Origin of the sequence: Streptomyces sp. NPDC088097 (assembly GCF_044741845.1) — a bacterium.
Lineage (GTDB): Bacteria > Actinomycetota > Actinomycetes > Streptomycetales > Streptomycetaceae > Streptomyces.
On the sequence record NZ_JBIUTJ010000003.1, the window covers coordinates 85778 to 102904 of the forward strand.

14 protein-coding genes are annotated in these 17127 nt (G+C 71.3%); 5 read left to right on the forward strand and 9 right to left on the reverse strand.

The features are described 5' to 3' along the window. Positions 1-47 precede the first annotated feature (47 nt). Complete coding sequence (gene dhaK / locus ACIOD1_RS10480; protein ID WP_401901477.1) at positions 48-1052, reverse strand: dihydroxyacetone kinase subunit DhaK; 1005 nt, start codon at positions 1050-1052, stop codon at positions 48-50. A gap of 246 nt (positions 1053-1298) precedes the next feature. On the opposite strand from dhaK, the gene ACIOD1_RS10485 reads away from it, so the two are divergent. From ACIOD1_RS10485 to ACIOD1_RS10495, 3 genes are all read left to right on the forward strand, one after another. Then, positions 1299-2147, forward strand: coding sequence for an MIP/aquaporin family protein (locus ACIOD1_RS10485; RefSeq protein ID WP_401901479.1), 849 nt, complete (start codon positions 1299-1301; stop codon positions 2145-2147). A gap of 59 nt (positions 2148-2206) precedes the next feature. Beyond that, positions 2207-3724 (forward strand): glycerol kinase GlpK, encoded by a 1518-nt coding sequence (gene glpK / locus ACIOD1_RS10490; protein WP_365612601.1) that lies wholly within the window; start codon positions 2207-2209, stop codon positions 3722-3724. Between the two features lie 141 nt (positions 3725-3865). Then, positions 3866-5578 (forward strand): glycerol-3-phosphate dehydrogenase/oxidase, encoded by a 1713-nt coding sequence (locus ACIOD1_RS10495; protein ID WP_401901481.1) that lies wholly within the window; start codon positions 3866-3868, stop codon positions 5576-5578. Positions 5579-5618: 40 nt separating this feature from the next. Here ACIOD1_RS10495 and ACIOD1_RS10500 read toward each other — a convergent pair whose 3' ends face one another. Continuing rightward, the gene (locus tag ACIOD1_RS10500; protein WP_401901483.1) at positions 5619-7319 is read right to left on the reverse strand and encodes a serine/threonine-protein kinase; all 1701 of its coding nucleotides are present in this window, start codon (positions 7317-7319) and stop codon (positions 5619-5621) included. Positions 7320-7487: 168 nt separating this feature from the next. On the opposite strand from ACIOD1_RS10500, the gene ACIOD1_RS10505 reads away from it, so the two are divergent. Then, positions 7488-9407 (forward strand): FHA domain-containing protein, encoded by a 1920-nt coding sequence (locus ACIOD1_RS10505; protein ID WP_365612592.1) that lies wholly within the window; start codon positions 7488-7490, stop codon positions 9405-9407. 188 nt (positions 9408-9595) lie between these two features. Here the strand turns inward: ACIOD1_RS10505 and ACIOD1_RS10510 are convergent, their stop codons facing one another. The 4 genes from ACIOD1_RS10510 to ACIOD1_RS10525 all read right to left on the reverse strand — a co-directional run bounded on the left by ACIOD1_RS10510 (position 9596) and on the right by ACIOD1_RS10525 (position 14439). After that, positions 9596-11041, reverse strand: coding sequence for a carboxylesterase family protein (locus ACIOD1_RS10510; protein WP_365612589.1), 1446 nt, complete (start codon positions 11039-11041; stop codon positions 9596-9598). 144 nt (positions 11042-11185) lie between these two features. After that, a complete protein-coding gene (locus ACIOD1_RS10515) occupies positions 11186-12091 on the reverse strand; it encodes an MBL fold metallo-hydrolase (protein ID WP_365612586.1) in 906 nt (301 codons plus the stop codon). A gap of 196 nt (positions 12092-12287) precedes the next feature. Next, entirely contained in the window at positions 12288-13301 is a 1014-nt protein-coding gene (locus ACIOD1_RS10520; protein ID WP_401901485.1) for a hypothetical protein, read from the reverse strand. A gap of 238 nt (positions 13302-13539) precedes the next feature. Further along, a complete protein-coding gene (locus ACIOD1_RS10525) occupies positions 13540-14439 on the reverse strand; it encodes a helix-turn-helix transcriptional regulator (RefSeq protein ID WP_365612581.1) in 900 nt (299 codons plus the stop codon). A 157-nt stretch (positions 14440-14596) separates the two neighbouring features. On the opposite strand from ACIOD1_RS10525, the gene ACIOD1_RS10530 reads away from it, so the two are divergent. Next, positions 14597-15097 carry an SRPBCC family protein gene (locus ACIOD1_RS10530; RefSeq protein WP_365612578.1) on the forward strand — a complete coding sequence of 167 codons (501 nt, stop codon included), beginning with the start codon at positions 14597-14599 and terminating at the stop codon, positions 15095-15097. A 153-nt stretch (positions 15098-15250) separates the two neighbouring features. On the opposite strand, the gene ACIOD1_RS10535 is transcribed toward ACIOD1_RS10530, so the two are convergent. The 3 genes from ACIOD1_RS10535 to ACIOD1_RS10545 form a co-directional block, all read right to left on the reverse strand. Continuing rightward, a complete protein-coding gene (locus ACIOD1_RS10535; RefSeq protein ID WP_365612575.1) occupies positions 15251-15397 on the reverse strand; it encodes a hypothetical protein in 147 nt (48 codons plus the stop codon). A gap of 89 nt (positions 15398-15486) precedes the next feature. Then, positions 15487-16404, reverse strand: coding sequence for a helix-turn-helix domain-containing protein (locus tag ACIOD1_RS10540; RefSeq protein WP_401901488.1), 918 nt, complete (start codon positions 16402-16404; stop codon positions 15487-15489). 313 nt (positions 16405-16717) lie between these two features. Continuing rightward, the gene (locus tag ACIOD1_RS10545) at positions 16718-16996 is read right to left on the reverse strand and encodes a GlsB/YeaQ/YmgE family stress response membrane protein (RefSeq protein WP_365612569.1); all 279 of its coding nucleotides are present in this window, start codon (positions 16994-16996) and stop codon (positions 16718-16720) included. Between the last annotated feature and the right edge of the window lie 131 nt (positions 16997-17127).

Here is a 17127-nt window from a genome sequence, read left to right on the forward strand (position 1 = left end):
CGCCTCGCCTCGGTCCACCCGGTCCCCGCCCGCCCCGTCGCGGCCGGTCAGCACCCCCACCGCAGCGCGGGCGTCCTTACGGGCGCGTCCCACAGCCGCAGCAGTTCCTCGTCCGCCCGGCACAGGGTCACCGAGCATCCCGCCATGTCCAGCGAGGTGACGTAGTTCCCGACGAGCGTGCGCTCCACGGGCACGCCCCGGGCCGCCAGGACCCGCGCGACCTCGGCGTGGAACCCGTACAGCTCCAGCAGCGGCGTCGCGCCCATGCCGTTGACCAGCGCCAACACCGGTCCGTCGGCCGGAGCCACCTGTGCCAGGTCCTCCAGTACGGCGCCCACCGCGAAGTCGGCGATCTCCCTGGACGGCATCATCGCGCGACGCTCGCGGCCCGGTTCGCCGTGGATCCCGACGCCGAGTTCCAGCTCGCCGTCGGGCAGGTCGAAGGTCGGGCTGCCCTTGGCGGGGGTGGAGCAGGCGCTCAGGGCCACGCCGAAGCTGCGCGAGGACTCGTTGACCCGTCGGGCCAGCATGGCGACCCGCTCCAGCGGGGCGCCTCCCTCGGCGGCGGCCCCGGCGATCTTCTCGACGAAGAGCGTGGCCCCGGTGCCGCGCCGCCCGGCCGTGTAGAGGCTGTCGGTCACCGCGACGTCGTCGTCGACCAGCACCTTCTCGATCCGGATGCCGTCCTCCTCCGCGAGTTCGGCGGCCATGTCGAAGTTGAGGACGTCGCCGGTGTAGTTCTTGACGACGAACAGCACCCCCTGCCCCGCGTTCACGGCGCCGGCAGCCCGGACCATCTGGTCGGGCACCGGCGAGGTGAACACCTCTCCGGGGCACGCGGCCGACAGCATCCCGTACCCGACGAAACCGCCGTGGAGGGGTTCGTGTCCGGAGCCCCCGCCGGAGACCAGGCCGACCCGGCTGCCCTCCCGGGCGTCGCGCCGTACGATCACCCGACCTTCCACGTCCACGTCGAGTTCCGGGTGGGCGGCGGCCATCCCCCGAAGGGCATCGGCAACCACCGTCTCCGCACTGTTGATCAGCATGTTCATCGGGTACCTCCCGGGTGGCCGGTGGCGGTCGGCGGGCGGCTGTGACCGCACGCCTCACCCCAGTGTGCGGCCGCACCAGGCGTGTCCGCGAGGGTGCCGTTGAGGGTGCCGTTCCCGCGGAGGGTCGAAACGGTCCCGCGTGCATGGGTGCCATACGAGAGGGAAGATATTCCGTATTGCACCGCTTTTTGGGGGATTCGGCGCAGTACGACTGCCGGCCCTCGGGCCGACGAGAAGGGGGCCCCCATGGCCAACCGACTCAAGAATTCAGGCCTGATCGGCGAACTCTCGGCCGAGTTCGCCGGCACCATGATCCTCATCCTCTTCGGATGCGGCGTGGTGGCCCAAGTCGTGGCCGGCGGAGCCCTCACCGATCCGGCGGGCGGCCTCGGAAACCACGACAGCATCGCCTGGGCCTGGGGCCTCGGCGTCACCCTCGGCGTCTACGTCGCCGCGCGACTGAGCGGCGCCCACCTGAACCCGGCGGTCACCGTGGCCCTGGCGACGTTCAAGGGCTTTCCGTGGCGCAAAGTGGCCCCGTACGCGGTGGCCCAGACCGCCGGCGCCTTCGTGGCGGCCATGATCGTCCGGTGGAACTACACCGAGGCGCTGGCGAAGGCCGACCCGGGGCACACGATCAAGACGCAGGTCGTCTTCTCCACCCTGCCGGCCAACGGCAACCCGAACCTGCCGGTCACCGAGTGGGGAGCGCTGCGCGACCAGGTCATCGGCACGGCGATCCTGCTGCTGCTGATCCTCGCGGTCACCGACCTCCTCAACACACCTCCCGGCGCCAACCTGGCCCCGTTCATCGTCGGCCTGATCGTGGTCGCGATCGGCATGGCCTGGGGCACCAACGCCGGATACGCGATCAACCCGGCACGTGACTTCGGCCCCCGGCTGGCCAGCTTCCTGACCGGCTACGGCGGAGCGTGGCGAGATCAGTACGGGCACTTCTACTTCTGGGTCCCGATCATCGGCCCGCTGATCGGCGGCGTGCTGGGAGCGGGTCTGTACAAGTTCTTCATCGGTCGGTTCCTGCCGACCGCCGAGCCGGAGCCCCCCGGCCGGATCCCCGCCCCGGACGAGTCGTGAGCGCGTCGTGACCGGCGACGGCGACAGAGACGTGACCGGCGCAAGAGAGGAGGCCTCCCATGGCTGACTTCGTCGGAGCAGTGGACCAGGGGACCACGAGCACCCGTTTCATGGTCTTCGACCACGCGGGCAACGAGGTCGCGAGGCACCAGCTGGAGCACTCCCAGATCCTCCCCCGTGCCGGGTGGGTCGAGCACGACCCGGTCGAGATCTGGGAACGCACCAACTCCGTGATCCAGAACGCCCTGCGGCACGGGAACCTCTCGGCTTCCGACCTGGCGGCCATCGGCGTCACCAACCAGCGGGAGACGACCGTCGTCTGGGATCCCCGGACCGGCCGTCCCTACTACAACGCCATCGTCTGGCAGGACACCCGCACCGACTCCATCGCGGCTGCGCTGGAGCGTTCAGGACAGGGCGAGGTCATACGCCGCAAGGCGGGCCTGCCACCGGCCACCTACTTCTCCGGGGGCAAGATCCAGTGGATCCTGGAGAACGTCGACGGCGTCCGCGAGGCGGCCGAGCAGGGCCACGCCCTCTTCGGCAACACCGACTGCTGGGTGTTGTGGAACCTCACCGGCGGGCCCGACGGCGGCATCCACGCCACCGACGTGACCAACGCCAGCCGCACCATGCTGATGGACCTGGAGACCCTCGACTGGGACGACGAGCTGCTGGGCTTCTTCAACGTCCCGAGGTCGATGCTGCCGACCATCAACCCGTCCTCCCACCCGGAGGCGTACGGTCGCACCCGCACCTCCCGGCCACTGCGCGAGGCCATCCCCATCACCGGCGTCCTCGGCGACCAGCAGGCGGCCACGGTCGGCCAGGTCTGCTACGCGCCCGGCGAGGCCAAGAACACGTACGGCACCGGCAACTTCCTCGTCCTCAACACGGGCACCGAGCTGGTCCGCTCCCAACACGGCCTCCTGACCACCGTGGCCTACCAGTTCGGCGACGAGCCGGCCGTGTACGCGCTCGAAGGGTCCATCGCCGTGACGGGCTCGGCGATCCAGTGGCTGCGCGACCAGCTGAAGATCATCAGCGACGCCGCGGAGAGCGAACGACTGGCCCGCACCGTCGAGGACAGCGGCGGCATCTACTTCGTCCCCGCCTTCTCGGGCCTGTTCGCCCCGTACTGGCGCTCCGACGCCCGCGGCGCCATCGTCGGCCTCGCCCGCTACCACGACAACGGCCACCTGGCCCGAGCCGCCCTGGAGGCCATCTGCTACCAGAGCCGCGACGTGGTCGAGGCCATGGAACAGGACTCCGGCGTCCACCTCGACGTGCTCAAGGTCGACGGCGGCGTCACCGCGAACGACCTGTGCATGCAGATCCAGGCCGATGTCCTCGGCGTCCCCGTCAGCCGACCGGTCGTCGCCGAGACGACGGCGCTCGGCGCCGCCTACGCCGCGGGTCTCGCCACCGGATTCTGGCGGGACACCGACGAACTGCGCACCCACTGGCAGGAGTCCAAGCGCTGGCAGCCCCAGTGGTCCGAGGAGCAGCGCGCGGAGGGCTACGAGGGCTGGAAGAAGGCGGTGGAGCGGACGCTCGACTGGGCCAAGGTCGAATAGGCCCGCCCGAACAGGCCGGTCGTACAGGCCGGGTCGAACAGGCCCGGCCGAACGGGCGGCCGAACAGCAGCACGCGAAGGGGCGTAGGAGCGCTGGGGCGCAGCCGAGGGGAGGGTCGAGGGGGGAGGAAAGGAGAAGACGATGGTCGATCCTGCGGCTCTCTCACCCGAGGCACGCACCCGGGCCCTGGCCGACATGGCGGAGGGCGAACTCGACGTCCTCGTCGTCGGGGGCGGCGTCGTCGGCGCCGGAGCCGCCCTGGACGCGGCCACCCGGGGCCTGCGGGTCGGGCTCGTCGAAGCCCGCGACTGGGCTTCGGGCACCTCCAGCCGGTCCAGCAAGCTCATCCACGGCGGCCTGCGCTACCTGGAGATGCTCGACTTCCGCCTGGTGGCCGAAGCCCTCAAGGAGCGCGGCCTCCTGCTGCGGACCCTCGCCCCGCACCTGGTACGCCCGGTTCCGTTCCTCTACCCGCTGCAACACCGGGTCTGGGAACGCCCGTACGTCGGCGCCGGCGTCCTGATGTACGACACCATGGCGGCGGCCTCCGGCCAATCCGGCGGGCTGCCGCACCACCGCCACCTGCTCAAACGCCGCGCCCTGCAAGAGGCCCCCGCCTTGCGCTCCGACGCCCTGGTCGGCGCCATCCAGTACTGGGACGCCCAGGTGGACGACGCCCGGCACACCATGTTCCTCACCCGCACGGCGGTGGCCTACGGGGCGCTGGCCGCCAACCGCGCCCGCGTCAGCCGCTTCCTGCGGCAGGGCGAACGTGTGGTGGGAGCGGTCGTCACCGATCTGGAGACCGGGGACGAGCGGCCGGTACGGGCCCGGCAGGTCATCAACGCGACCGGTGTGTGGACCGACGACACCCAGGCCATGGCCGGTACGCGCGGCCAGTTCCACGTACGCGCCTCCAAGGGCGTCCACCTGCTGGTCCCCCGCGACCGGATCAACTCCCGTACCGGGCTGATCCTGCGCACCGAGAAGAGCGTGCTCTTCGTGATCCCCTGGGGGCGGCACTGGATCATCGGGACCACCGACACCGACTGGACGCTCGACAAGGCGCACCCCGCCCTCAGTTCCCAGGACGTCACCTACCTGCTGGACCACGTCAACAGCGTCCTGACCACGCCGCTGGCGCCCGAGGACGTCGAAGGCGTCTACGCCGGCCTGCGGCCGCTCCTGTCCGGCGAGGCCGCGGAGACGAGCAAGCTCTCCCGTGAGCACCTGGTGGCCCACCCCGTCCCCGGGCTGGTCGTCGTGGCCGGCGGCAAGTACACGACGTACCGGGTGATGGCCAAGGACGCGGTCGACGAGGCGGTCCGCGGCCTGGACGAGAAGGTGCCCGACTGCACCACCCAACGCGTCCCGCTGCTCGGCGCCGACGGCTACCCGGCCCTGTGGAACTCCCGGCACCGCCTGGCCCGGGCCTCCGGACTGCACGTCGCCCGGATCGAGCACCTCCTCAACCGCTACGGCTCCCTGGTCCACGAACTGCTCGCCATGGTCACGGCCGACCCCTCGCTCGGGGAGCCGCTGCCCAGTTCCGACGACTACCTGCGGGTGGAGGCCGTGTACGCGGTGACCCACGAGGGCGCACGCCACCTGGAGGACGTCCTCGCCCGGCGCACCCGGATCTCCATCGAGTCCTGGGACCGCGGGGTGGACGCGGCGCGGACCGTCGCCGAACTGATGGCGCCCCACCTGGGCTGGGACCGGGCGCACCGGGACCGCGAGGTGGACCACTACACGAAGCGGGTGGCCGCCGAACGCGAGGCTCAAGAACAGCCGGACGACCGCACCGCCGACGCGGTCCGCCTCGGCGCCCCCGACATCATCCCGGTCAACTAGGGCACATCCGCCGGGCGGTACCGGGCGGGCGGTGGCGTGATCACCGGCAGGTGATCGAGAAGGGTACCGGGTTGGAGAGGGTGCGGGTGGGGCTCTGGAGTTCCACGGCCATGCCGGTGGTGAGGGTGCCCGCCTTCGTGTAGGTGGTCAGGCGTATGGTGTCGTGGCCCGTCGGGTTGGCCTTGTCGCCGATGGACAGGGTGCGCCAGTGCGGATCCACCACCGAGCCGTCCCCGGACACCCAACGGTAGGAGATCAGCGTCGGTTCGGATGCGGTGAAGGTCGCGGTGAACGCCGGGGCCCGGCCCTCGGGGGTCGGGCAGCTGCCGGTGTACGTCGTGTTCGCACCCGCCACCGACATTCTTACGCCCGAACCGGTCGCGGTGTCCGCGTCGTTGCCGGACAGCGCGTAGGTCAACCCGCCCGCGGTCAGTGCGCAGGCCGCCACGCCGGCCGCGACGAGGAGCGCCGCCGTACGAGGCCTGCGGGGCTGGGCGGAAGTCGCACGCGCCTCGGCGGCTTCGACTCGGGCGGGCCCCTCGGTCACGGGTTCCGAGGTGGTCCCGGGCGCGGTCGTGGTGCCGAACTCGGTCGTGGCGGTGCGTGCGGTGGTGGCGGTGCGCCCGGTCGTGGTGGTGGGTTCGTTCGTGGTGGTCGGGGTCGCCGTGGGGACGGGTGTCGTGGCGGGGACGGGTGGCGTGACGGTCGGCAGGATGGGGGCGGCGGTCGTCGTGGCGTCGGGTTCGTGTGCGATGTCCCGTAGGGCCATCGCGGCTTCGGCGGCGGGAGTGCGTTCCGCGGGTTCCTTGCGGAGCAACCCGGCGATGACCGGGGCGAGAGGGCCGGCGCGGGTCGGCACGGGCGGTTCCTCGTCCACGACGGCCCGCAGGGTGCTCAGCGCGGTGGCGTGCCGGAACGGGGAGATGCCCTCCACCGCCGCGTACAGCATGACGCCGAGCGACCACAGGTCCGACTCGGGGCCCGAGGGGCGGCCCAGCGCCCGCTCCGGCGGCAGGTACTCGGGGGAGCCGACGAGCTCGCCGGTCATGGTCAGCGCGGTGCTGCCCTCGACCACGGCGATACCGAAGTCGCTGAGCACCACTCGTCCGTCCTCGGCGAGCAGCACGTTCGCCGGCTTGACGTCGCGGTGCTCCACCCCGACGGCGTGCGCGGACCGCAGCGCGCTCAACACGTCGGCGCCGATGCGCGCGGCCTGCCGCGGGGTGAGCGGCCCCTCGTCCCGCAGGAGTTCGGCCAGCGACCGGCCTTGGACCAGTTCCATCACGATCCAGGGCCGGTCCTCCTCCATGACCACGTCGTGGACCGTGATCACGTTGCGGTCGGGTATCCGGGCCGCCGCCCACGCCTCACGTTCCAGCCGGCTGTACATCCGCGCGACGTCCTCGGCTCGCAGCCCGGCCGGGGCCCGCACCTCCTTGACGGCGACCTCCCGGTGGAGAGACTCGTCGCGGGCCCGCCACACGGTGCCCATGCCTCCTTCGCCGAGGCGGGACAGCAGTCGGTAGCGGCCCGCGATCAGCCGCTCCCCACCCGCCGGACCGGATGCGGGTGTGGCAGCGGTGGCGGCCGTGCCTCGGGTGGTGGCCCCGGCCGTGGACGCGGTGGTGGCCGCGGTCGTGGCCTCTGTGGTGGCCTCTGTGGTGGCCGTATCCGGCCTGGTCGCCGCGGTGGTGGCCGCGAGCGCGGTCTCCATCACGGTCTCGGATTCCTCGATGCGCATGGGGGCGGTTCTCCTCTTGTCGCCGGCCGACGCACACACCACGTACGGATCGGGCCCCTGGTTCAGCACGACTCAAAAGATTCCAAGAAAATGATTGAACCGAACACGTTCTCGATGACGTGTTGCTGTCGTACGAACAATCAGCAGCGTCATTTCAAGGGGTGTGGAGTGCCATCGGTCATAGTCGGGCGCACGGGTCCGTTCACCGGACAGAGCGTGGTTCTGGGCAGCGAGCCCCTCAGCTTCGGGCGCAAGAGCGACAACAGCATCGTGATCGTCAGCCCCAACGCCTCCCGGCTGCACGCCGAGATCCTCACGGAGGACGCCGGGTTCGTCCTGTACGACCGGGAGAGCCGCAACGGCACGTTCGTCAACGACCAGCGGGTCACCCGTCACGTCCTGCGGCCGAACGACTGCGTCCGTATCGGTGATGAAACGTTCCTGTACGAGGCGCAGGACGCCCTGGAGACGGTCATGGACCTTTCCCTCCTGGACGTCCCCCGGGCAGGCACCGCGGACCCCGGCATGCTGCGGGTCACCATCACCGGCGGTGGCCCGGTGGGCCTCGCCTTCGCACTGGCCCTCGATGAGATGCTGCCCGGACGGACCGCCATCACCCTCTACGACGGGCGCTGGACCAGGAAGGGTTCCTCGGTCGTCTGGAAGGACGAGACACAGGGCAACTTCCGTCGCCAACAGGTGGTGACCGTCCAGAGCCGGCAGTACCTCGCCCTGTCCGAGGAGGTGCTCTCCGCGCTGTTCGACGACGGCGCCTACTCGGAGATGTGGCCCGTCGGCCCGGACTCGGTCGACGGCCGGCCGCCCCGCAACATCCGGATCGCCCACATCGAGGACCGGCTGCTGGAACTGGCCAACCGGAGGGCGGCGATCCGACTCGTTGCCCGGCGTTTCGACGTGACGGAGCAGCAGAACCGGCTCACGCAGGAGCACGTCCTGGTGGTCTGCGAGGGCGGCCGCTCCCGCACGCGTGAGCACTACGCCGACCGCTTCGGCGCGGCCGACGCCTCGATCTACTCCCTCGACGGCGAGCACCTCCAGGACGTCGTCCTGGGGCTGCGGGTGAAGTCGAGGCTGCCGGACCCGATGAGCGTGCTGCTCACCGTGTCGCAGAACCGCTTCCTGCTCAACTCGCTGCGCGGCGAGGGCTTCCTGAACATGCGGCTGACACGGGAGGAGGCCAAGAGCGTCATCGGCATCGACCCGATCCGCCACGTCTTCGAGGAGTGCATCGCCGCCCGCCCCTGCCTGATGAGCCGGCAGGAGGAGGACAACGAGTTCCGCTGCCCCACCCACGGCACCCTCTTCCTCCCCGCCCTGCTGCGCAGCTCGCCGCTGTGGAAGGAGATCCGGCAGGGCCTCAGCCTGTTCGGGGTGGCCGAGGACGACCTGTCGGCGATCACCTCGTTCCGGCTGGACATGGTGCAGCGCCCGCGATTCACCGCACAGCTGCACCGGCCCACCGCGACCAGCCCCGGCACCTACGGCTTCCTGCTGGGGGACGCGGCCAACGCCATCCACTTCTGGCCGGGTCGCGGCCTCAACAGCGGCCTGGCCTCGGCCACGTCACTGGCCCGGTCGCTCAGCCGTGCCTGGCAGGGGAAGCCGTTGCGGGACGCCGACTTCATTCGGCACGAGGCAGCGATGTCGATGCTCCAGTACCGGCACAAGAGCCGGGCGTGGAACGCCATGGTGACCACGGACGACCAGGGCGTCACCCGTGCCATTCGGGACATCATCGCGCGCAGCGCGGAGGCCGGGGCGGGCGCGGGGGCCGGTTCGCACACCGCGGACGGGAGCGACCTGGAGGCGCTGCTGGACCGGATGGCGGGGATCCGCGACCGACTGGGGTCCCGGCTGCCGGGCCTGCCCACCGACGAAGAACTACGCTCCCATCTCGCGTCCATCTCCCCGGCCACCCTCAGCACCCTGCGGGAGAGCGGCGCCTGGGACACGCTGATCGTCGGCGGTGAGGAGGCCGACATCGACCTCTTCTACCAGTCGGACTCCCCCGTCTTCGTGCCCCGCCCGGCGGACCCGCGGAGCCTTGTACGGCAGCCGCAAGCCTGAAGGGGCGATGCAAGTGGTCCGCCTCGGACAGGTGGGAGTGCCTCAGGCGGAGCGGAGGTACTGATCGGCGCCGCCCGATGGACCGCCGGTACACGGACCGCCGGTACGCCGGGTGCGGCGCGGCCCCCGCGGTCAGGCGGTCAGGCGGTCAGGCGGTCAGGCGGTCAGGCGGTCAGGCGGTCAGGCGGTCAGGCGGCGCCAAGGTGCTGGATGTGGCGCCCGGCTGGTTCGTGGACGGGCCAGCCGGGATTGCCGGTCTCGGCGAACCGTGTCCACGAGTGGTGCATGCGCGCGGCGAGTGGGGCGGGCGGTTCGGCGTTCCCGAGGAGCCCTCGGGGGCCGCGCAGCGATGGCAGGGGCAAGCAGTCGAAGACGAACGGCAACTCCATGACATGGCAGGCGCCCAGTTGCCCGTCGATCGCGTCGGAGCGCCAGTCGAATGCGTAGCAGTACGTCCGTCCGGTCGCGGCGCCGGCGTGGGCGGCGGCCATCCGCCGGGTGCCGTCCGTGAACAGCCCGTCGCCGAGGATGGCGGTGCGCAGATCGGCGGCTGAAGCGGCGGGGCGCCGTGTCCGGTAGGCACGCACGGCTTCGTCGGGATCCCGGTGGAACTTGGCCGCGGTGTTACGGACATCGGCATCGGTGGTGTTCGCGAGCAGTCCCGGCGGGGCCAGGTAGAGGGCCCCCTCGTCGCGATTGGCGCCGATCAACAGGTCGATCTCGCTGCCCTGGCCGGCGGCGACCGCGGTGGCCGGCTGGTCCTCGCCGACCAGGCTGAAGGAGGTGATCCCGCCGAGCGGGTCGTGGTGGGTGGGGGTGCGCAGGTCCAGGCCGGTCAGGCCGGCCGTGACGGCGACGAGGTGCTCATCGGGTACGTCGGCCAGGGCCTTGGCGGTGGGTTCGAGGTCCAGCCCGCGTCCGACGGCCGCGGTGACGATGCCGGCCTGGTCGGGGGTGAAGGCGCCGGTGCCGCTGCCGCTCTGGATGATCGCCCGTCGGAACAAGCCTGTCGATGCCGGGTCGGCGAGGACGCCGCCGACGATGATGGCTCCGGCGGACTGGCCGAAGAGCGTGACGTTCCCGGGGTCGCCGCCGAAGCCGGCGGCGTTGTCCCTGGTCCAGTGCAGGGCGGCCTGGACGTCGAGCATGCCGCGGTTGTCCGGGGCGTCGGGCAGGTACAGGAAGCCGGGGATGCCCAGGCGGTAGTTCACGGTGATCAGCACGACGCCGTCGCGCGCGAAGGCCGTGCCGTCGTAGAGCGGTGCACGGTTGGAACCCGCGACGAACCCTCCGCCGTGTACGAACACCATCACCGGTCGGGGCGTCCCCTGCGGCTGCGGGGCCCAGATGTTGACGGTGAGGTAGTCGTCGCCGCGCTGCCAACCCGGGCCGAAGTAGGGCGACATGTCGAGGGTGCCGAAGGAGTCCCGGGCGGGCTGGGGCGCGGTCGGTCCCGGCCTCGTGGTGTCACGGATCCCTGTCCACCGTTGGTGCGGGGTCGGCGCGGCGAACCGTTCGCGGCCGACGGGCGGTGCGGCGTAGGGCACGTCGAAGAAGACGCTCCCGTGTTCGTGGCGGCGACCGCGGACGGGGCCTGAGGTGGTGGTGACGGTGGTGGGATCGGCGGGTGTCATCTCTGCTCTCCTGGTTGCTGGTTGCCGGTTTCTGGTGGGCGGTTTCTGGTGGGCGGCTGCTGATTGCCGGACACCGGCTGCCGGCTGCTCAGGTGGGTGCCGCCGCTCCGGGGTGGCCGGAGCGGCGGCGGGCTGGAATCGGGGTCAGTACCGGGTGATCGGCGCCCACTTCTTGATCGCGAACCCGCTGCCCTGGTGCTCGACCTCCAGGGCACCGTGGCCGCTGAAGTGGGCGGGCAGGACGAGGGCGCCCTGGTCAGCGGCCCGGCCGAGGAGCCTGCGGCGGGTGCTGCGGGACTGCGCCGGGTCCTGACAGAAGCAGCTGTTGTGGTCGGGATGCGTGACCTGCAAGGGGGTGTGCATCAGGTCGCCCACGAACAGGGCCCGGTCGCTGCCGGAGGTCAGCGTGACGACGCTGGATCCGGGCGTGTGGCCGGGGGCCGCTTCCAGACGCAGGCTGCCGTCGATGGTGTGGCCTTCCTCCCACAGCCGCACCTGGCCCGCGGCGTGCACGGGGGCGACGCTGTCCTCGAAGACGTTCTCGTTGACGCCGCCGGCGATGTCCGGGTTGTTCGCCGGGTTCCAGAACTCGAAGTCGGCCTTGGGCATCAGGTAGGTGGCGTTCGGGAACGTGGGTACCCAGTCGCCGTCGATCAGGCGGGTGTTCCAGCCGACGTGGTCGACGTGCAGGTGGGTGTTGATCACCAGGTCGACGTCCTCGGGCCGCACCCCGGCGCGTGCGAGGTTGCCGAGGTAGTCCAGCCGCAGGTGGTCCCACGCGGCGACGGCCGGGCGGGCCTTGTCGTTGCCGACGCCGGTGTCGATCAGGATGGTGCGGCCCTCGCTGCGCAGCAGCCAGGTCTGCATCGCCACATGGACCATGGCGTCGTCGGCGCCCAGGTGGTCGGGCACGAGCATGGCGCGCTGGTCCTTCCATGCCTGCTCGGGCAGGTCGGGGAAGAACTGGTCCGTGGGCATGATCGGCCCGCGCATCTCCTCGATCCGGGTGATGGTGACATCGCCCAGGGTGATCACGTGGGTGTCCTGCATGGTGCTTCTCCGTTCGGTGCGCGGGCTGGGGGTACGCGGGGGGCGAGTGCGCCGGCCTTCGAGTGCGCGGACTCGGAGTACTCGCCGGCCTTCGAGTGCGTGGGGTGGCGTGACGGGGCGTACCCGTCGACGGGTACCCGGTCGTTCGGGGACGAGCCGCCGGTACATCTCCTCGCCGGGTCGGTGCCCGCGACGCTCAGCGGTTCAGGTGGGCGTGGAGCAGGTTGGGGTCCTGGGCAGTGACGTAGGCGGCGCTCGTCACGTAGACGGATTTCCCGCGCAGGGCGATGGCCGTGGGGTTCTGCAGGCCGTCGGCCTGGCTCAGCACCGTGGAGTGGCTGCCGTCGGGCTGGACGAGCGCGACCTGGCCAGGGCCGTTGAGGGTGGCCAGCAGCTGATCGCCGCGGCCGGTGAAGGCGAAGTCGTCGATCCCCGGCAGGCCGGTGGCCTTGGTCCGGACTCGGCCGGCGCGACCGTCCGGGAGGACGGGGATGCGCAGTACGGTGCCCTTGTCGAGGTTGGTGACCCAGACCGCACCGTTGTGGATCTTCAGGCCGTTGGCGCCGAGGAAGCCGGCGGGGGCCAGTTCGGGTGCGGTGGACCAGGCGATGGGGGTGCCGCCCGTGGTGGGTACGCGCCAGATGGTGCCGAGCACGGAGTCCGTGACGTAGAGGGTACGGGTGCGCGGGTCCAGGGCCAGGCCGTTGGGCAGGCCGCCCGCGGGCAGTGCGGCGATCCGCTGCGGTTGGCCGCCGGGGCGAAGCCGCCACACGCCGGTCAGGTCGGGGGTGCCGGTGGCGTACAGGAAGTACAGGGTGCCGTCGTGGGCACGGACGATTCCGACGGTCAGCGGGAAGCCCAGGGCCGGGGTGTGGATACCGCCGTCGGCGGGCTCGGGCAGGGTGGCGAGGATCCGTGTGGTGCCGTCGGGGGAGATCTCGGCTATCTGGCGGGCCTTGGCGAAGGTGACGTACGCGACGCCGCCCGGTGCCAGGGCGAGGTTCTCCGGCGTCTGTCCCTTGGACAGGTCGAAATGCGCGGCGATCCGGGCGCGGCTGAGGGGGGTGGGCTCGGCCGACGCCGACGCCGACGCCGACGCCGGAGCCGATGCAGGAGCCGCCGCCGATGCCGACGTCGGAGCGATCGCCACGGCGGCGGCCGCGACAAGGACGGCCGTCGACACTGCGGACCGGGAGAGTTTCTTGAACATGGTTCCTTCACTGGTTGCGGGCATGCGGCAGCGATACGCCGACGCACGGGCGGGGTGGGACGGGTGGAGGGGTCGGCTCGGGGGCGTGCGACCCCGGAACTGCTCCCGGCGAGGATCGGTCGAATGACGGGCCGACTGACAAGCCGAATGAACGGCCGAGCAACCGGCCGTCGGCCGTACCGGGTGGGGACGGGGTGCGCGCCGTTGTCGGCCGAGCGCCCGGTGATGTGGTGGGAGGTCAGGCAGTGCCGGCCCGGGGCCCCCTCTGCACCTGGTCGGCCGCGACGGTGTCCTGGGTGATGCTCTGGGCGAGCAGGGCCAGCGCGGCCCGCGAGGACGAGCCCGCCTCCGTGGTGGCGACCACCGTGTGGGGGCCCGACCCGTGGCTCATGGTTTGCTGAACGACGGTCAGCGGGCCGATCGACGGGTGCCGCATCTCGTAGGTGGCGACGGTGCACTCCCTGACCCGATGATCGGCCCACATCGAGGAGAACTCCGCACTCCTGGCGCTCAGTTCACCCAGCAGCGCGTGCAACGCGGTGTCCTGCGGGTGCTGGGCGGCCACCACGCGCAGGTTCCCCACCACCGCCCTGGCCTTGCTCGGCCAGTCCGCGTACAGGTCGCGGGTGTGACAGTCGAGGAACACCAGTCTGGCCATGTTGGGGCGCTGCCCCGGCAGGTCCGGCGCACCACGGTCCAGGTGCCCGGCGAACAGCGCGTGACCCAGGCGGTTCCACGCCAGTACGTCACTGCGCAGGCCGAGTACGATCGCGGGGACGTCGGCCAGCACGTCCAGCAACTGGGCCGTCGCCTCCGTCACTCGCTCCGGCGCGGGCCGCCGGCCCTGTGTGCGACGCCTGTCCGCCCGGACCAGGTCGTGCAGGTACCGCCGCTCGGAGTCGTCCAGCCGCAGAGCCCCGGCGATCGCGTCCAGCACCTCGGACGACGCGCTCAGCGACTGCCCCTGCTCCAGGCGGGTGTAGTAGGAGGCGCTGACCCCCGCCAGCAGTGCCAACTCCTCGCGTCGAAGCCCCGGTACACGTCGGCGCTCCCCATAGGTGGGCACCCCGACGTCCTCGGGGCGCAGCTGGGAGCGCCGCGCCTGCAGGAAGTCCCCGAGCTGCGATTTTCCGGTCATGGATCCGAGTATGGGCCGACTCGAAACGCGCAGCCTGCCCCAGCTGTGGATAGGCACCGGTGGGTCTGGCTCCCCGGTACGACCGGTGATGACGTGGGTGTCGCCGACCCGGCACCCCGTCCCATACGCACCCGGTGCACGCACCCAGGAGGACGCCTTGAGCGCCACCACCAGCGAACACGACCTCTTCGAGACCCTGAACGCATCGGCCTACGCCTTCACCAGACGCGCATGGGTCGATGCCGCGCCCGCCCGGGTCTATGGCCTGGTCAGTGACGTGTCCGCGATCGGCCGCTGGAGCCCCAACGCGACCGACGTCACGTTCGACCAAGGCGCCGGTCCTCGGGCCGGCGCCTGGTTCAGCGGCCGCAATCGCAAGGACGGCAGGGAATGGACCACCCGCTCCCAGGTCGTACGAGCCGACCCCGGCAGCGCCTTCGCCTTCGTGGTCGGCGGCGCCGAGGACGGCATCGTGCGGTGGAGCTGGACCTTCCACCCCCAGGGGCGCGGAACCGTCGTCGAACAGTCCTGGCAACTCCTGCGCCTCGACCCGGTGCTGGGCACCACCCACGGCGAACTCGACGCACTCCGCTACTACATGACGACCAGCGTCGAAGCCACCTTGGTCTCCCTCGCCCAGTGGATCGCCGAAGAGTGAACTTCCGGGGGTGGTGTGCCTTCGTCGATGCCGGCGCGCGGTGCCGGGCGCCGCGGCCCCGGCAAGATCCGAAAGAGACGGCCCAGGTCGTCTCTTTCGGATCTTGGCGGTGAGCCCGGCAAGATCCGAAAGAGACTGCCTAGGGACGCATACTCAGCGGCCGTCCCGTCCGCCGCCTTCCCTACGCTCGCGGCGGCGTCGGCCCAGGGCTCCCGCCAAGCCGATCAGGCCGCCGGTCAGCGCCCCGCCCACGAGGATGCGCAGCAGGTCTTCCATCGGGTTCTCCCGTCTCTGGGTCACGTACGAACGGGACACTAGCGACGGGACGGTCGCCCTGACTTGGACGAATTTGACCTGCCCGCGTCTTTGACCTGCCCGCGTCGCGTCGCTCACAGGGCGAGGGCCCCCTCCGCGACGCGGGCGAGGGCCATCCGGCCGGGAGTGGTCCCTGCGAGGGCGCGGAACTCGCGGTTGAGGTGGGCCTGGTCGTAGAAGCCACAGGCGGCGCTCACCTCGGTGGGGTTCGCACCCTCGCGGGTGAGCAGCCCCACGGCCCGGTCGAAGCGCAGCACCCGGGCCGACGCCTTGGGCGTCAGGCCCACCTGTTCGGTGAACCGGCGCACCAAGTGACCCTGGCTCCACCCCACTTCGGCGGCGATCCGACCGACCGGGATAGCCCCGCCGGCGTCGGCCAACAGCCGCCAGGCCTCACGCACTTCGGGAGCCGGGTCGGGGCCGCGCTCGATCCGCGCCGACAACGCGACGTCCAGCAGGTCGAACCGGGCCGCCCAGTCGCGGGTGTCGGTGAGGCGCTCCGCCAGCACGGCGGCCGCGGGTCCCAGGACGTCGTCGAGCCCGACCACCCTGTTGGTCAACTCCCTCATCGGCACGGCGAACAGCCGGTAGGCGCCCAGCGGGGTCAGCTCCAGACGGATCGCCTCCTGCCCGCCCGGATGGTCACACACCCGGGGGCCGTCCTCCAGCCCCGCGACGAGCGAGCCGGTCACCTGCCCGTCCGCACGCGCTTCCCCCAGCCGGTGCACCCGTGCGAACGGCTCCCCCAGGCTGATCACCACGACCGCCCGGCCCGTGGGAACCAACCGCACCCGGTACGGGGTGGTCGTCGCCTCCCAATACCCGGCATAGCTGTGCACGAACGGCCGCAACCGGGCCGGCCACGGCCGGCTCACCCGCCACCGGGCACCCACCCGGGTCATCCGAACCCCACGACCGACCACGCCTGCGCCTGACCGCGTACCTGCGCTCACTCCCGCTCCCGCCCCCTGGTTCCTGCCGACGGACAGCATCCCAGAGGGGAAGGATGCTCCTGCGACCTGCAGACAGGTCGCCACGTAGTGCCACATGTGGCACCGGTGGAGCCAAACACACGCCTGGCTCAGCAGGGAGCCAACGCCGCGCCACCACATCCCCGCAGGTCAAACGCCCTCCACACAGTTCGAACCCACCCCTCCCCCGCCAGGGCCTTGCGTATGGCGCGCTGGTCCACCTCCTCCTTCAAGCGCGACCCCATGTAGACGGATCGGCGGCACGACGACGGCTCCGCCCTCGCGAAGAGGACGGAGCCGTTGTCGTGGCGGGCCGGGAGCGCGGCCCGCGGGGTCAGGCGTGTCGGTGCGAGCGACGGTTGCCCGTCACGAGGCGGTAGACGGCGAGGAGGATGACCGAGCCGACGATGGCCGCGATCCAGGTGGAGACGTCGAAGAAGCCGTCGATGGAGTCGACACCGAAGATGACCTTGCCGAGCCAACCGCCGAGCAGACCACCGGCGATGCCGATCAGCATCGTGATGATGATGCCGCCCGGGTCCCTGCCCGGCATAAGAGCCTTGGCGATGGCGCCCGCGAGCAGCCCTATCAAGATCCAAGCGATGATGCCCATGACGCTTCTCCTACCTCGTCGTGTCCAGCCGTTCTCATCGCATCGTCTGCACCGTCCCGCCGCTTTCAAACGGGTGTGGCACCCGCCGAAACGCGAGCGGCGATCCCGGACCGGACGCGCCGCCGAAGTTC

Bases quoted from the DNA above. Each gene is read 5' to 3' on its own strand.
- ACIOD1_RS10500 (WP_401901483.1), bottom strand. From the start codon at position 7,319: ATGCGCATCGAGGAATCCGAGACCGTGATGGAGACCGCGCTCGCGGCC.
- glpK (WP_365612601.1), top strand. From the start codon at position 2,207: ATGGCTGACTTCGTCGGAGCAGTGGACCAGGGGACCACGAGCACCCGT.
- ACIOD1_RS10525 (WP_365612581.1), bottom strand. From the start codon at position 14,439: ATGACCGGAAAATCGCAGCTCGGGGACTTCCTGCAGGCGCGGCGCTCC.
- ACIOD1_RS10545 (WP_365612569.1), bottom strand. From the start codon at position 16,996: ATGGGCATCATCGCTTGGATCTTGATAGGGCTGCTCGCGGGCGCCATC.
- ACIOD1_RS10510 (WP_365612589.1), bottom strand. From the start codon at position 11,041: ATGACACCCGCCGATCCCACCACCGTCACCACCACCTCAGGCCCCGTC.
- ACIOD1_RS10540 (WP_401901488.1), bottom strand. From the start codon at position 16,404: ATGCTGTCCGTCGGCAGGAACCAGGGGGCGGGAGCGGGAGTGAGCGCA.
- ACIOD1_RS10515 (WP_365612586.1), bottom strand. From the start codon at position 12,091: ATGCAGGACACCCACGTGATCACCCTGGGCGATGTCACCATCACCCGG.
- ACIOD1_RS10485 (WP_401901479.1), top strand. From the start codon at position 1,299: ATGGCCAACCGACTCAAGAATTCAGGCCTGATCGGCGAACTCTCGGCC.
- dhaK (WP_401901477.1), bottom strand. From the start codon at position 1,052: ATGAACATGCTGATCAACAGTGCGGAGACGGTGGTTGCCGATGCCCTT.
- ACIOD1_RS10520 (WP_401901485.1), bottom strand. From the start codon at position 13,301: ATGTTCAAGAAACTCTCCCGGTCCGCAGTGTCGACGGCCGTCCTTGTC.
- ACIOD1_RS10495 (WP_401901481.1), top strand. From the start codon at position 3,866: ATGGTCGATCCTGCGGCTCTCTCACCCGAGGCACGCACCCGGGCCCTG.